This window comes from Rhodospirillales bacterium (genome assembly GCA_016712595.1).
Taxonomy (GTDB): Bacteria; Pseudomonadota; Alphaproteobacteria; order Rhodospirillales; family Defluviicoccaceae; genus Defluviicoccus.
Genome location: JADJQT010000001.1, coordinates 1,499,178 through 1,513,631, shown reverse-complemented (window position 1 = coordinate 1,513,631; position 14,454 = coordinate 1,499,178). Strand labels below are relative to the sequence as shown.

Sequence of the window (14,454 nt, the reverse complement as noted above, 5' to 3'; positions counted from 1 at the left end):
AACAGGTGAAAAGTTGGCGACATCGTTCGCGCATTTGGCGCGCGGCGACACCGGGACGTTCCGGTGCCAGCGGGATACGGAACCCGGACATCCGCGCTTTTGCGGGTCTCCGCTAAGGAGAGGGAGTTACACCATGACGACCGAGGGTCATCTGCCGGCCAGCCTGAGTGATTTCGTAACCGGCGTGGCGTTTCCGGCAACGCCCAAGGAACTTCTCGCCCAGGCGCGCGAAAACGGCGCTCATCAGGGCATCATCGAGGTGCTGCAAAAACTGCCGGATCGGCACTACGACAGTGTCGCCGATCTTCGGTCAACCTTCAGTTTGGTCGAATAACGCGAGTTGGTCGAATGACGCAACGGCCATCGGGGACCTCGTTTTGGGGATTTGACGGGAACGGGTTGGAGGCGGCGGGGTGCGATCTGCGTCTGCTTCCTCTGCCCGCTTGAATGGCGATACGGAACTTTACTCGCGCTGCCCGGTTTCATCCGCGGTGAAGGGCGAAGCGCTTGGAAAATAGCGGGCGCCCGCCGCAACTACTTGGGTTCGCAGGGTAAGGTGTCGCAAAAATGCCGACGACATGGTGTGGGTTTCCCGTACGCCTGCACGGTTTCTGTCTCCGTCCCCTGTCCACCTCAATCATCCGCAGCTGTCTGCAGGTTCCCCGATGAGTCCTTTTTCTTCCCTGGTCGAGCCCCAAACCGGCGTCGCGCCGATCGAGCGCACGCCGCTCGCGTCAAACACGCCATCGGCTGCCGCATCCGGCACTGCACATCACCGTTTGCCAATCGGCGCCGAAGTCCTTGGCGATGGGTGCGCGTTTCGCGTATGGGCACCTTCGGCAAGCTTCGTTGAGGTCGTCATCGCCGAGACGATCGAAACGCTCACCGCCTACGCGCTGACCGCCGAAGCCAACGGCTACCACTCGGGTATCGTGCCGTCCGCTCGCGCTGGAACCCTGTACTGGTTTCGGCTCGACGGCGACGATGAGCTCCTTGCCGATCCTGCCTCACGTTTCCAGCCGGAAGGTCCATTGGGTCCGTCGCAAATTGTCGATCCGCATACCTTCAACTGGACGGACGGGGCATGGACGGGGCCAGACCGAAACGGCATCGTCGTTTATGAACTGCACATCGGCACCTTCACCCGGGAAGGCACCTGGCAGGCAGCGATCGAGCACATTGCGAGCCTTGCCGAGCTCGGAATCACCATGATCGAGGTCATGCCCGTCGCCGATTTCGCCGGCACGTTCGGCTGGGGCTACGATGGTGTCAACCTATTCGCCCCCACGCATTTGTATGGCGGCCCGGATGACTTCCGGGCATTCGTCGACGCCGCCCATCGGCACAACGTCAGCGTTGTTCTTGATGTCGTCTACAATCACTTCGGCCCCGTCGGCAACTTCGTTTCCCGCTTCTCCGCCGACTACTTTTCCAACAAACATGACACGGACTGGGGAACGGCGATCAATTTCGACGGCGAGCACTCGGGCCCCGTACGCGAGTTTTATGTGGCTAACGCCGAACATTGGATCGCTGAATATCACCTTGACGGCCTGCGGCTCGACGCGACGCAAAATATCTATGACTTCGACGAACAGCACGAGCATATCCTCGCGGCGGTGACCCGCCAGGCACGAAAGGTCGCGCCCGGGCGAGCAATCTTCGTCGTCGGTGAAAATGAACCACAGAACGTGCGATTGCTGCGTCCGCCGTCAGAAGGCGGATATGGGCTTGATGCGTTGTGGAATGATGACCTCCATCATTCCGCCATGGTCGCATTGACCGGCCGGAGCGAGGCCTATTACACCGACTACCGGGGATCGCCCCAGGAGTTCGTTTCAGCTGCCAAGCATGGGTTCCTTTATCAGGGCCAACGCTACGCGTGGCAGAAGCAACCGCGCGGCACACCGACGTTCGGCATCGCTCATCGGTGTTTCGTCACCTTTATTCAAAATCACGACCAGATCGCCAACTCCGGTCTAGGACAGCGCATCCAGCAATTGGCCAATCCTGGCCGCCTGCGGGCGTTCACCTCCTTTATTCTGCTCGCGCCGGGAACGCCGATGCTGTTCATGGGTCAGGAATTCGCCGCATCGGCACCGTTCCTTTATTTCGCCGATCACGATCCGGGCCTGGCGGACGCGGTGCACAACGGTCGCAAGGAATTCCTCCAGCAGTTCCCGAGCCTGGCGACGCCGGAAATGCAGCAGGCACTGCCCCACCCGGACGACCGGCAGACTTTCGAGCGATCCAAGCTCGATCACTCGGAGCGTGACAGCCACGGCGAGGTGTACGCGCTGCACCGCGACCTGCTGAAATTGCGCCGCGACCACGGCGCCTTCGGGTCAGGAAGCCCGCAGCCGTGCGATGGCGCGGTGCTGGGTGCTGCGGCCTTCGTCCTGCGGTTCTTCACCGCCGACGGCGATGATCGATTGTTGCTGGTCAATCTCGGCGCCGATCTGCATTTAGATCCGGCGCCTGAGCCGTTGCTGGCCCCCCCGGTCGGATGCACCTGGTCGCTCGCCTGGTCGAGTGAGGATCCCCGCTATGGAGGCCTTGGTACGCCTGCGATCTACTCCGAAGACAACTGGAAAATGCCGGGAAACTGCGCCGTCGTGATGCAGCCGACGCCAATTTCGAGCGACTTACAGTCGACGGCAACCGACTTACAGTCGATAGCAAACGACTCGCAATCGGCAGAAACAATCCAGGCGGCCAGCAAAGGCTAGAACGGGGGAAGGCAGAGCGATGAATGAGCCGATGCGAATTATCGACTGGCGAACGCGCGCTGATGCATATGAAAGACGCGCGCCGGAATGGCTCGTCGCCAATGGACTGGGCGGCTATGCCTGCGGAACGATAACTGGCCTCGTCACCCGCCGGTTCGACGGACTGCTGATTGCCGCGCATCCCGTACCGCTGGGGCGTCTGGTGATGCTGACGCTCTTCGCCGAGCACGTACGCCTCGACGATGGTCGCCTTGTCGGCCTCGGTGCCGGCCAAGTGACAACGGAGGACGAGGAGGTCGATCACGGGACCCTGTGCCAGTTCCGCCTTGACCTTGGTCTGCCGGTCTGGCGATACGACCTCAATGGGATCATTCTCGAGCGAAGCTTGACCCTGTTGCACGGCCAGAACACGGCGATCTGCGATTGGCGGCTGATTGAAGGCGCCGAGATGATCGATCTGGAGCTGCGACCGTTCCTGTCCTTTCGTGGCCATGATACCCGCGTCACCGACGGCGTCGCGCGGACCTATCATTTGACGGCGGTCGGCGACCGCTACGAGATCTCCGCCGATAGCGCCTTGCCGACCCTGCACCTGCTGCTGCGGAGCGAAGGGGCGACGTTGACGCTCGACCACGGCGCGAGGCAGGAGGTGTACTATGCGACCGAAGCCGATCGCGGCTACGATTGCCGCGGCTCGGTTTGGAGCCCTGGGCACTTTTCGGTGCAGCTCCGGCGCGATCACACGATCTCGTTGACCGCCTCGACAGAGCCGTGGTCAACGATCACGGCGCTGCGCTCCGGCGAAGCGGTGACGGATGAACGCGCGCGCCGGCAGGCCTTGATCGCCCAGGCGGACGCATCGTTGCGCGAGGAACCGGCGAGTGAGTTGATCCTTGCCGCCGATACGTTCGTGATCGCTCCGCCGCGCGCTGAGGCCATGGCACTCGACGACATCGACGCGCCACCGCGCACGGTCATCGCCGGGTATCACTGGTTCACCGACTGGGGCCGCGATACGATGATCAGCCTTGAGGGTCTGACGTTGCTGACGGGCCGACATACGGAAGCCCGCGGCATTCTGCAGACCTTCGCCAACCATATTCGCGATGGCCTCATCCCCAATCTGTTTCCTGAACGCGAGGGAACGGGCCTTTACAACACCGCCGACGCGACGCTGTGGTTCTTTCATGCGCTCGATCGCTACGTCGAGCTCACCGGCGATCGAGACACGCTGGCAGAGTTGCTGCCGCGGCTGATCGATATCGTCCATCATCACCAGCGCGGAACGCATTTCGGCATAGGCGTCGATCACCATGACGGGCTGCTGCGCCAAGGGGCCGACGGCTATCAGCTTACCTGGATGGATGCGAAGGTCGGCGATTGGGTCGTCACCCCGCGCCGGGGTAAAGCGGTCGAAATTAACGCGTTGTGGTACAACGCTCTGCGCACGCTGGCCGTCTGGGTCGAAGAGTTTCAGTACCGAAACACGGACATACCGAACCTCACCGAAATGGCAGACTTTGCGCGATCCTCGTTCAATCAGCGCTTCTGGTACGCCGACGGCGGCTATCTTTTCGACGTCATCGACGGCGAGAACGGTGACGATTCGAGCTGCCGGCCCAACCAGGTGTTCGCCATCGCGCTCCGCTTCCCCATTCTCGACGAGAACCGATGGGAAGCGGTCATGACCGTGGTGGAGCAGCGGTTGCTGACGCCGGTCGGCCTGCGTTCATTGTCCGCCGATCATCCGGACTACAAGCCAAAATACCATGGCGATCTGCGATCGCGGGACGCGGCCTATCACCAGGGCACGGTATGGGCTTGGCTGATCGGCCCGTTCATCGATGCCTGGATGAAAGTCCATCCTGGCCGGCGCGACGAGGCCCGGCGATTTCTCGACGGTTTCAAATCGCATCTCGACGAAGCGTGTGTCGGTTCGATCAGCGAAGTTTTCGATGCCGAACCCCCGTTCACGCCACGGGGCTGCATTGCTCAGGCCTGGAGCGTCGCCGAATTTCTCCGCGCCTGGCGCAATACCGCAACCTGAAGCGCGCGGCGGCCCGATCGCCGGCGCGCATGCCGCGCGCGTCACCACCTCGGCGGTGACGCGGCGTCCGCACTGGGGAAAAGCGCGCGGATTATGCTTGCAGCAAGATCCGCTGCGGGTCCTCGACACATTCCTTGACGCGGACGAGGAAGCTCACCGCTTCGCGTCCGTCAATAATCCGATGATCGTAGGACAATGCCAGATACATCATCGGCCGTGCCTCGATCCGCCCATCCGGCAAAACCATCGGGCGTTGCTGGATCTTGTGCATGCCGAGGATGCCCGACTGCGGCGGATTGAGGATCGGCGTCGACATCAGCGAGCCGAAGACGCCGCCGTTGGTGATGGTGAAGGTGCCGCCCTGCATCTCGTCGATGGCAAGCTGACCGGCGCGGGCGCGCTTGCCGAAGTCGGTAATTTTCAGTTCGATGTCGGCCATGGACAACGCTTCGCAATCGCGCACGACCGGAACGACCAGGCCCTGCGGCGAGGAGACGGCAATCGCGATGTCGTAGTGGTTCTTGTAGACGATATCGTCGCCATCGATCGCGGCATTGACCGCCGGGAACTCCTTGAGCGCGACGACACAAGCCTTGCAGAACAGCGACATCACGCCGAGGCGCACGCCGTGCCGCTTCTCGAAGCTGTCCTTGTATTGGCTGCGCAGGGCGTTGGCCGCGGTCATGTCGACCTCATTGAAGGTCGTCAGCATCGCCGCGGTGTTCTGGGCATCCTTCAGGCGAGCGGCAACCATCTTGCGCAGCCGGGTCATCCGCACGCGTTCTTCGCGGGGTCCGGCCGCGACCGGCGCCGCAGCCACACTGCTCATGGCGGCAGGCGAGACGATGGCGGGCGCAGGTTGCGATGGAGCCTCGCCGGCCGGCGCGGGTCCATCGCCCTGGGTGGAAATATAGGCGAGCACATCGCCCTTGGTCAGCCGGCCGTCCTTGCCGCTCGCCCGAATCCTTGCGGCATCGAGCCGATGGTCGTCGATGAGCTTGCGCACCGCCGGCGACAACCCCAAAGCCGCGGCAGGGGCGGAAGCGGTCGCTGGGGACGTCGGCAGTGCTGATGTCGATGCGGGCGTGGGGACCGGTGCTTGCGGCTGCGGCGGTTCAGCGGCTGGCGGCTTGGCGCTGCCACCGGCAGCGGCGCCCGCACCCTCACTGATCGAGCCGAGGACGGCGCCGACGGCGACGTCACTGCCGGCTTCAACGATTATCTCGCCGAGCACACCGGCGACGGGCGACGGCACCTCGACCGTGACCTTGTCAGTTTCCAGCTCGACCAGCGGCTCGTCGACAGCCACGGGATCGCCGACAGCCTTTAGCCACTTCGCTACGGTTGCTTCGCTCACCGACTCGCCTAGGGCCGGCACCTTAATTTCGGTCGCCATCAATGTCATTCCTCGTCTTTGAGGCGTCGACTAACGTGCAGTCCGCCGGAAGGGCTGCGGCAGCTCGGCGCATTTTTGGACCAACGCCCGCTCGACAATGGTGCGTTGTTCCGCCTCGTGCATCTTGAGCAATCCGGTCGCGGGCGAGGCCGCGGCTGCACGGCCCACGTAACTCGGCAGGACCGGGTCACGTTCCAATTCCTCGAGAATGTTGTGCAGCCGAGGCAGCACGAACGTCCATGCCCCCATGTTGGCGGGCTCTTCCTGGCACCAGACGACCTCGGCATTGGCGTAGCGCCGGCACTGCTCGATGACCCTGAGGCGCGGCCACGGATAAAGCTGCTCGACCCGAACGATCGCTACGTCGTCGAGGCCGCGGGTCCGCCGCTCCTGCACCAGGTCGTAGTAGACCTTGCCGGTGCAGAAGACGATGCGGCGCACCTTCTCGTCGCTGGCCAGTGTATCGGTTTCGGGTATCAGCCGGTTGAAGCGGGTGCCGGGACCGAAGTCGGCGAGCGGCGAGACCGCGAGCTTATGACGGAGCAGCGACTTCGGCGAGAAGACGATCATCGGTTTGCGGAAATTGCGGCGGATCTGCCGGCGCAGCGCGTGGAAGTAGTTGGCTGGCGTCGTGCAGTTGACCACCTGGATGTTGTCCTCGGCGCAGAGCTGCAGGTAGCGCTCCACCCGTGCCGACGAATGCTCCGGTCCCTGACCTTCATAGCCGTGCGGCAGCAACATCACCAGACCCGACAGCCGCAGCCACTTCGACTCGCCGGGGGCGATGAATTGATCGATGATCACCTGGGCGCCGTTGGCGAAGTCGCCGAACTGAGCCTCCCACAACACCAGCGCATCCGGTTCGACCAGCGAGTAGCCGTACTCGAAGCCGAGCACCGAGGCTTCCGACAGCTGGCTGTCGATCACCTCGAACATCGCCTGGCCATCGGAGATGTTGTTGAGCGGGATGTGGCGGCTCTCGTTCTCCTGGTCGATCAGTACCGCATGGCGGTGGGAGAAGGTCCCGCGCCCGGAATCCTGCCCGGAAAGACGGACGGCAACACCCTCCGCCAGCAGTGAGCCGAAGGCCAGGGCCTCACCCATTCCCCAGTCGACGCCTTCGCCGCTCTCGATCATTTCGCGGCGGGAATCCAGCAGGCGGATGAGCTTGCGATGGATGTGGAAGTCGTTGGGATAGCGGCAGAGCGACAGGCCGATATCGCGCAACAGCTCGTTCGAGACCCAGGTCTCGTCGTCGCGCAGTTCCTCTTCGCCCATCAGTGTGCGCAGGCCAGCCCATTTGCCCTGCAACCAATCCGCCTTGTTGGGTTTGTACTGCGGCGCCGCGTCAAAGGCCTGCTGCAGACGTCCGCGCGTCTCGGCAGCTATCTGGTCGACCTCTGCCGCCGCCAACGTCCCTTCGTCGATCAGCCGCTGAGCATAGACCTGTCGGGTCGATGGATGCTTGGCGATCGCCTTGTACATGATCGGTTGCGTAAACGACGGCTCGTCGGCTTCATTGTGGCCGAAGCGGCGGTAGCAGAACATGTCGACGACGACGTCACGCTTGAATTCCTGGCGGAACTCGGTGGCGATGCGGGCGACATGGACCACCGCTTCGGGATCGTCACCGTTGACGTGGAAAATCGGCGCCTGAACCATCTTCGCCACGTCCGAGCAATAGGGCGAGGAGCGCGAATAAGACGGGCTGGTGGTAAAGCCGATCTGGTTGTTGATGACGATGTGAATGGTGCCACCGACCCGGTAGCCCTTGAGCTCCGACATACTGAAACATTCGGCGGCAAGGCCCTGGCCGGCGATCGCCGCGTCGCCGTGCAGAAGGATTCCCATCACCTGGCTGCGCTGGGTGTCGCCACGCTGCGTCTGCTTGGCGCGCACCTTGCCGATAACCACGGGATCGACCGCCTCGAGGTGGGAGGGGTTCGCTGCCAGCGACAGATGGATCTCGTCACCGTCGAAGCTACGGTCGGCGGACGTGCCGAGGTGGTACTTGACGTCGCCCGAGCCTTGGACGTCGTCGGGATGGATGGCACGCCCCTGGAATTCGGAGAAGATGGCGACGTAGGGTTTATTCATGATGTTGGCGAGGACGTTGAGCCGCCCGCGGTGAGCCATGCCCAGGACGGCTTCTTGCACGCCCAATTGGCTCGCCCGCTTGAGGATCTGCTCGATCGCCGGAATGGTCGACTCGCCGCCATCAAGGCCGAAGCGCTTGGTGCCGGTGAACTTGACGTGCAGGAAGCGCTCGAACTCCTCGGCCTCGATCAGCCGCTCGAGAATGGTGCGTTTGCCCTTGACGGTGAATTGCGTCTGGTTGCGGATGCCCTCGATGCGCTGCTGGATCCACGCCTTCTCATCGGGATGCATGATATGCATGAACTCGACGCCGATCGAGCCGCAGTAGGTTTCCTTGAGGATCTCGACGATCTGGCGCAGTGTCGCCGTTTCGAGGCCGAGAACGTTGTCGAGAAAGATCGGCCGGTCCATGTCGGCTTCGGTGAAGCCGTACGTCGCCGGATCGAGTTCCGGATGGTATTTCTTGCCTTCGAGGCCGAGCGGATCGAAGCGGGCCATCAGATGGCCTCGCACGCGGTAGACGCGGATGAACATCAGCGCCCGCACCGAATCAATGATCGCGGCTCGGGATTCGGCGAGCGACGACCGCAGCGCCGCCGGCGGCGAGGTGGCGGGGAGCGCGGCGGGTGCACCGTTGTCGGACGATGCCGGTGGCGGGGCCCAACTGGCGCCGCGGGCATCTCCCAGAATGATCCGTGCTTCCTCGCCCAGCTCCGCAAAGAAAGACGCCCAGCTCGGATCTACCGAGCTGGGGTCGTCGACGAAGCGGCAATAGAGGTCAGCGATGTATGGGGCGTTCGCTCCCGAAAGGAAGGTGTCCGTCGTGACAGCCATGTTGCCCGGTAGTGGCGCGGCTTTGTTCGCCGCGCCCCCTTTCTGTTGTTCAAAGACCCAGATCTAACCGCGCAATGCCTGGACCATGGTGCTTCCCATCGCTGACGGCGATTCAGCGACATGGATCCCTGCAGAACGCAAGGCATCGATCTTATCCGCAGCCGTCCCTTTTCCGCCAGAGATAATGGCTCCCGCATGGCCCATGCGTCGGCCCGGAGGGGCGGTACGGCCGGCGATGAAGCTGACGACCGGCTTCGTGGTCTTCGAGTCCTTGATGAACTGAGCGGCATCTTCTTCCGCCGAGCCGCCGATTTCGCCGATCATCACGATCGCCTCGGTCTGCGGATCGCCGAGGAACATTTCCAGGCAATCGATGAAGTTGGTGCCATTGATCGGATCGCCACCGATACCGATGCAGGTGGTCTGGCCAAGCCCGGCGGCCGTGGTCTGCGCCACAGCCTCATAGGTCAGCGTGCCCGACCGCGAGACGACGCCGACCTTGCCCGGCGTGTGGATGTGTCCCGGCATGATGCCGATCTTGCACTGGCCCGGCGTGATCACCCCCGGACAGTTCGGACCCACCAGCCGGGTCTTCGAACCGGCCAGCGCCCGCTTGACCTTCAGCATGTCCATCACCGGCACCCCCTCGGTGATGCAGACGACCAGCGGCAATTCGGCGTCGATGGCCTCGAGGATCGCATCAGCGGCGAACGGCGGCGGAACGTAGATCACCGAGGCGGTGGCACCGGTCGCGGCGACGGCTTCGGCCACGGTGTCAAACACCGGCAGGTCGAGGTGAGTGCTTCCGCCTTTGCCGGGAGTGATGCCGCCGACCATCTTGGTGCCGTAAGCGATGGCCTGTTCGGAATGGAAGGTGCCTTGGGCGCCGGTGAAGCCCTGGCAGATAACTTTGGTCTCAGACCCGATGAGCACGGCCATTTATGCGGCCTCCTTGACGGCTTTCACGATTTTCTGGGCGGCGTCGGCAAGATCGTCGGCGGAGATGATCGGCAGATTGGATTCGCTGAGGATCTGCTTGCCGAGATCGACGTTGGTTCCCTCGAGACGGACGACGAGCGGTACGTTGAGGCTGACCTCGCGGGCGGCCGCGACCACGCCCTCGGCGATGACATCGCAGCGCATGATGCCGCCGAAGATGTTGACGAGAATGCCTTCGACGTTGGGATCGCGCAGGATGATCTTGAACGCCTCGGTCACCCGATCCTTCGTCGCTCCACCGCCGACATCAAGGAAATTGGCGGGATCGCCGCCGTAGAGCTTGATGATGTCCATCGTCGACATGGCGAGGCCGGCGCCGTTCACCATGCAACCGATCGAGCCGTCGAGCTTGATGTAGTTGAGGTCGTGGCGGGCCGCTTCGAGCTCGGCCGGATCCTCCTCGTCCTCGTCGCGCAGTTCCTGGATGTCCTTGTGACGGAACAGCGCGTTATCGTCGAAGTTCATCTTGGCGTCGAGGGCGATGACATCGCCGGCACCGCTGACCACCAGCGGGTTGATCTCGACCAGCGAGGCATCGAGCTCGGTGAACGCCTTGTACATGGCAAGGACGAACTTCACGCACGCACCGACCTGCTTGCCTTCCATCTTCAGGCCAAAGGCGATCTGGCGGCCATGGAACGGCTGGATACCGGTTGCCGGATCGACGGCGACCTTGAGGATCTTCTCGGGCGTCTTCGCCGCCACTTCCTCAATGTCCATACCGCCTTCGGTGGAGGCGATGATGGTGATCTGCGAGGTGGCGCGGTCGATGAGCATCGACATGTAGCACTCGCGCTTGATGTCGCAGCCTTCCTCAATGTAGACGCGCTTGACTTCCTTGCCCGCGGGGCCGGTCTGCTTGGTGACGAGCGTCATCCCCAGCATTTTTTCCGCCGTCGGGAAGACCTCCTCGATCGACTTGACCACCTTGACGCCGCCACCCTTGCCGCGACCGCCCGCATGGATCTGCGCCTTGACCACCCAGACGGGGCCGCCCAGCTTCTTCGCTTCGGCTTCCGCTTCCTGTGCCGTGTAAGCAACGTGCCCGCTCGGAACGGCGACGCCGTATTTTGCCAGCAATTGTTTTGCTTGGTACTCGTGGATATTCATGCGTCCCTCTCTCGTTCTTCCACGCCGTAACGCTGGGTGGCGGCGCGCATCCTGGACCTTAAACCGCCGCGCTGAGATGCGCGACGGTCCTCACCCTTGCCCCTACATCAGGCCCTTGGCGACCTCGACGAGTGTTTTGACCGAGTTGATCGAATGGTCGAGCATCGCCTTCTCTTCGGCGTTCAGTTCGATCTCGACGACCTTCTCGATGCCCCCGGCGCCGATGATCGTCGGCACGCCGACGTAAAGGCCGTTCTGGCCATACGGGCCGTCGCACCACGCCGCGCACGGCATCAGCCGCTTCTTGTCCTTCAGGAAGCATTCCGCCATGGCAACCGCCGAGGTGGCCGGGGCGTAGAAGGCCGAGCCGGTCTTCAGCAGGCTGACGATTTCGGCACCGCCGTCGCGGGTGCGCTGAATGATCTTGTCGAGCTTCTCCTGCGTGGTCCAACCCATCTTGATCAGGTCGGGCAGCGGGATACCGGCGACGGTCGAATAGCGCGCCAGCGGCACCATCGTATCGCCGTGGCCACCCAGCACGAAAGCGGTGATATCCTCGACGGATACCTGGAACTCTTCGGCGAGGAACGTGCGGAACCGCGCGCTGTCGAGAACGCCGGCCATGCCGCACACCATGTTGTGGGGCTGACCGGAGAATTCGCGCAGCACCCAGACCATGACATCAAGCGGATTGGTGATGCAGATGACGAACGCGTTGGGGCAATGCGCCTTGATGCCTTCGCCGACCGCCTTCATGACCTTGGTATTGATACCGATCAGGTCGTCCCGGCTCATGCCGGGCTTGCGCGCCACACCGGCGGTGACGATAACCACGTCCGCGCCGGCGATGTCTGCGTAATCGTTCGCGCCCTTCAGCGAGACGCTGATCCGCTCGACCGGCGTCGACTGCAGCAGGTCGAGCGACTTGCCCTGAGGCAGCCCTTCGACGATATCGAACAGGACGACGTCGCCCAATTCCTTCAGAGCGCAGAGGTGCGCCAGCGTCCCGCCGATGTTGCCGCCGCCGATAAGGGCGATTTTTTTGCGTGCCATTTGAACTCCCCCTCAAGGAGATTTGTGCGGCGCAATCGACCCTCAAAATCGGGGTATTGCCGCAGTGCAAGGTTCGAGCGCGTGTTAGTAGCGCGAATTATCGAAGCGGGCAAGCGATGCGCGGACAGCAGTCTCGTCCCGGCGAATTCAGCCGTAACCGGCTGCCAGCATCGCTTGATCAGGCGTTCGCGGCGGATGAGCGCGCCCCGTCCGCCGATTGGATCAGAGACCTTGCAAACATCCTCTACGCGCGCGCGAACGGGACGATCGGGGGATGAACCGCCCGGTTTAAAGCATCAACGCGTTAAAGCGAGAGCGGCCGACGGCTCACGAAAGCCCGGAAAAACCGGCCTGGAGACCGTCGGCGTGGCCGCGACGGGCGGCCCATCAGTGTTGCGCGAGCGTTGTCATCCGTTTGCGCGCGTCCTTGCTGGGCGTCAGCAAGCGGCTGGGTCCGCGAAACAGGCTCGCCCACGTCCGGGCGACCGACCGCCCCCATTGCGCGATATGTTCGGCCCGCAAATCGCGGCCGCGCGCGACATGGCGATGAATCGTCTCTCGCTCCATCGCATGGGCCGGTACGCTGTGCCCTTTACCAACCATCGTTTCATCAAGCTTCAATCCGCTCATATCGAGTCCTCCTACACGGGTTGACCGACCTGGACGGATCCTCCCACGGGGTCGACTTGTTTCTGACCGTGCCGACGGTCACTGCTTTCGCTGAATTGTGCTGCAATGCAGCAAAATCAAGGACGGCTGGGGCGGCATGCCGGTTACTGTTGCTGCCAATCCACAACGAGGGCGCCCACAACAAGGGTGTAAGACGGCTGGACTGAAGCCGACCCTCCCCGCGCATGCGGTCGTCAACACATCCGCGCCGATGCGGCTGTCAGCACATGTGCTCGCTGCCGATGTATTGCTCGGTTTGCATCTCGCACAGGCGGCTGACCGTGCGTTCGAATTCAAAGGCGCCATCACCCGCGGGATAGAGCGCTTCCGGCGGGCGCTCGGCGGTGCAGATCAGCTTGACCTTGTGTTCGTAGAGCGCATCGATCAGGGTTACGAACCGCTTGGCCTCATTGCGCTTTTCCGGGCTCAGGCCGGGGATGCGGGCGACGAACAGCACATCGAAGCGCCCGGCGATGGCGAGATAATCGGCGGGTCCCAGCGGCCGTTCGCAAAGCTCCGCGAAGCTCGCGAAGGCGATATCGTCGGACGCGCGGGGAATGCACACGTCGCGGCCATGCACGCGGAGCGTCTCCGGGCGAACGTCGAGGCCGTGGGTCAGCCGCGCAAAGTAGTCCTCCAGCCGGCGGTCGGCCATCTGGGACAGCGGCGTGATGAAGACGTGCATCGCCCGCATGCTCTCAAGGCGATAGTCGGTGCCGGAATCGAGATGAAGGACGTCGAGCTTGCGCTCGATTAGGCCGATGAACGGCAGAAAGTTCTCGCGCTGCAGGCCGTTCTTGTAAAGGTCGCGCGGCGGGCGGTTGGAGGTGGCGACGACGACGACGCCCGCTTCGAACAGCCACTCGAACAGACGGCCAAGGATCATCGCGTCGGCGATGTCCTGCACCTGGAACTCGTCGAAGCACAGAAGTCGGCAGTCGCGCGCAATCAGCCGGGCCACCGCCGGCAGCACATCGTCGTCCCTGGCGCGCTTGCCGGGCCTGAGCTCGCGGATGCCCGGTGTCTGGCGCATCACCCGCAGCCGGTCATGGACCTCCTGCATGAAGGCGTGGAAGTGTACCCGCCGCTTCGCCGCGACCGGTGCCGTGCGAAAGAACAGGTCCATCAGCATCGATTTGCCGCGACCGACGCCACCGTAGATGTAAAGTCCCTGGGGCGGTTCGGTCGAGCGCTGGGCGAGCCCGAAGCGCGCCTTCCAGCCGACCTTGCCGGCGGACGGCTGATAGGCGATCAGCGCCTTATGCAGGCTTTCCAGCTTCTCGGCCGCGAGTGCCTGCGCCGGATCAGTGCGGATCTTGCCTGTTTCGAGACATCGACGGTATTCGGATAAGGGACCTTCGGACATGAGCGTGCCGTGCTGCAAGTGCGAAATGCACGTTAGTTTTTGATCGCCCGCTTGTAAAGTGCTGAGCGGGGCCGAAGTTCACCCCGCCTGCGACCCTGGTCCCTTTGTTCCTGACCGGAACGCTGGCCGGCGCCGGCCGAATGGACGACGGCCC

General features: G+C 63.1%; 10 protein-coding genes. 3 read left to right on the top strand and 7 right to left on the bottom strand.

Annotated elements, in window-relative coordinates:
• Positions 1 to 133: 133 nt before the first annotated feature.
• The 3 genes from IPK66_06905 to IPK66_06895 all read left to right on the top strand — a co-directional run bounded on the left by IPK66_06905 (position 134) and on the right by IPK66_06895 (position 4,776).
• Positions 134 to 334, top strand: a complete 201-nt coding sequence (locus IPK66_06905) for a DUF2795 domain-containing protein (GenBank protein MBK8174987.1) — start codon at positions 134 to 136, stop codon at positions 332 to 334.
• A 331-nt stretch (positions 335 to 665) separates the two neighbouring features.
• Positions 666 to 2,729 (top strand): malto-oligosyltrehalose trehalohydrolase, encoded by a 2,064-nt coding sequence (gene treZ / locus IPK66_06900; GenBank protein MBK8174986.1) that lies wholly within the window; start codon positions 666 to 668, stop codon positions 2,727 to 2,729.
• Between the two features lie 19 nt (positions 2,730 to 2,748).
• Positions 2,749 to 4,776, top strand: coding sequence for a glycogen debranching enzyme family protein (locus IPK66_06895; GenBank protein MBK8174985.1), 2,028 nt, complete (start codon positions 2,749 to 2,751; stop codon positions 4,774 to 4,776).
• 91 nt (positions 4,777 to 4,867) lie between these two features.
• On the opposite strand, the gene odhB is transcribed toward IPK66_06895, so the two are convergent.
• The 7 genes from odhB to IPK66_06860 form a co-directional block, all read right to left on the bottom strand.
• Positions 4,868 to 6,172: a 2-oxoglutarate dehydrogenase complex dihydrolipoyllysine-residue succinyltransferase gene (gene odhB, locus IPK66_06890; GenBank protein ID MBK8174984.1), complete on the bottom strand. Its 1,305-nt coding sequence runs from the start codon at positions 6,170 to 6,172 to the stop codon at positions 4,868 to 4,870.
• A gap of 30 nt (positions 6,173 to 6,202) precedes the next feature.
• Positions 6,203 to 9,103: a 2-oxoglutarate dehydrogenase E1 component gene (locus IPK66_06885; protein ID MBK8174983.1), complete on the bottom strand. Its 2,901-nt coding sequence runs from the start codon at positions 9,101 to 9,103 to the stop codon at positions 6,203 to 6,205.
• Positions 9,104 to 9,166: 63 nt separating this feature from the next.
• The gene (gene sucD, locus IPK66_06880) at positions 9,167 to 10,042 is read right to left on the bottom strand and encodes a succinate--CoA ligase subunit alpha (GenBank protein MBK8174982.1); all 876 of its coding nucleotides are present in this window, start codon (positions 10,040 to 10,042) and stop codon (positions 9,167 to 9,169) included.
• On the bottom strand, positions 10,043 to 11,212 hold the full coding sequence (gene sucC, locus IPK66_06875; protein MBK8174981.1) for an ADP-forming succinate--CoA ligase subunit beta: 1,170 nt from the start codon (positions 11,210 to 11,212) through the stop codon (positions 10,043 to 10,045).
• 102 nt (positions 11,213 to 11,314) lie between these two features.
• The gene (gene mdh / locus IPK66_06870; GenBank protein MBK8174980.1) at positions 11,315 to 12,265 is read right to left on the bottom strand and encodes a malate dehydrogenase; all 951 of its coding nucleotides are present in this window, start codon (positions 12,263 to 12,265) and stop codon (positions 11,315 to 11,317) included.
• Positions 12,266 to 12,652: 387 nt separating this feature from the next.
• Positions 12,653 to 12,895, bottom strand: coding sequence for a hypothetical protein (locus IPK66_06865; protein MBK8174979.1), 243 nt, complete (start codon positions 12,893 to 12,895; stop codon positions 12,653 to 12,655).
• Between the two features lie 259 nt (positions 12,896 to 13,154).
• A complete protein-coding gene (locus tag IPK66_06860) occupies positions 13,155 to 14,300 on the bottom strand; it encodes an AFG1 family ATPase (protein MBK8174978.1) in 1,146 nt (381 codons plus the stop codon).
• Positions 14,301 to 14,454: the final 154 nt, after the last annotated feature.

Excerpts from the sequence above, each read along its gene's own strand:
- IPK66_06905 (MBK8174987.1), top strand. The coding sequence starts at position 134 with ATGACGACCGAGGGTCATCTGCCGGCCAGCCTGAGTGATTTCGTAACC.
- treZ (MBK8174986.1), top strand. The coding sequence starts at position 666 with ATGAGTCCTTTTTCTTCCCTGGTCGAGCCCCAAACCGGCGTCGCGCCG.
- IPK66_06895 (MBK8174985.1), top strand. The coding sequence starts at position 2,749 with ATGAATGAGCCGATGCGAATTATCGACTGGCGAACGCGCGCTGATGCA.
- odhB (MBK8174984.1), bottom strand. The coding sequence starts at position 6,172 with ATGGCGACCGAAATTAAGGTGCCGGCCCTAGGCGAGTCGGTGAGCGAA.
- IPK66_06885 (MBK8174983.1), bottom strand. The coding sequence starts at position 9,103 with ATGGCTGTCACGACGGACACCTTCCTTTCGGGAGCGAACGCCCCATAC.
- sucD (MBK8174982.1), bottom strand. The coding sequence starts at position 10,042 with ATGGCCGTGCTCATCGGGTCTGAGACCAAAGTTATCTGCCAGGGCTTC.
- sucC (MBK8174981.1), bottom strand. The coding sequence starts at position 11,212 with ATGAATATCCACGAGTACCAAGCAAAACAATTGCTGGCAAAATACGGC.
- mdh (MBK8174980.1), bottom strand. The coding sequence starts at position 12,265 with ATGGCACGCAAAAAAATCGCCCTTATCGGCGGCGGCAACATCGGCGGG.
- IPK66_06865 (MBK8174979.1), bottom strand. The coding sequence starts at position 12,895 with ATGAGCGGATTGAAGCTTGATGAAACGATGGTTGGTAAAGGGCACAGC.
- IPK66_06860 (MBK8174978.1), bottom strand. The coding sequence starts at position 14,300 with ATGTCCGAAGGTCCCTTATCCGAATACCGTCGATGTCTCGAAACAGGC.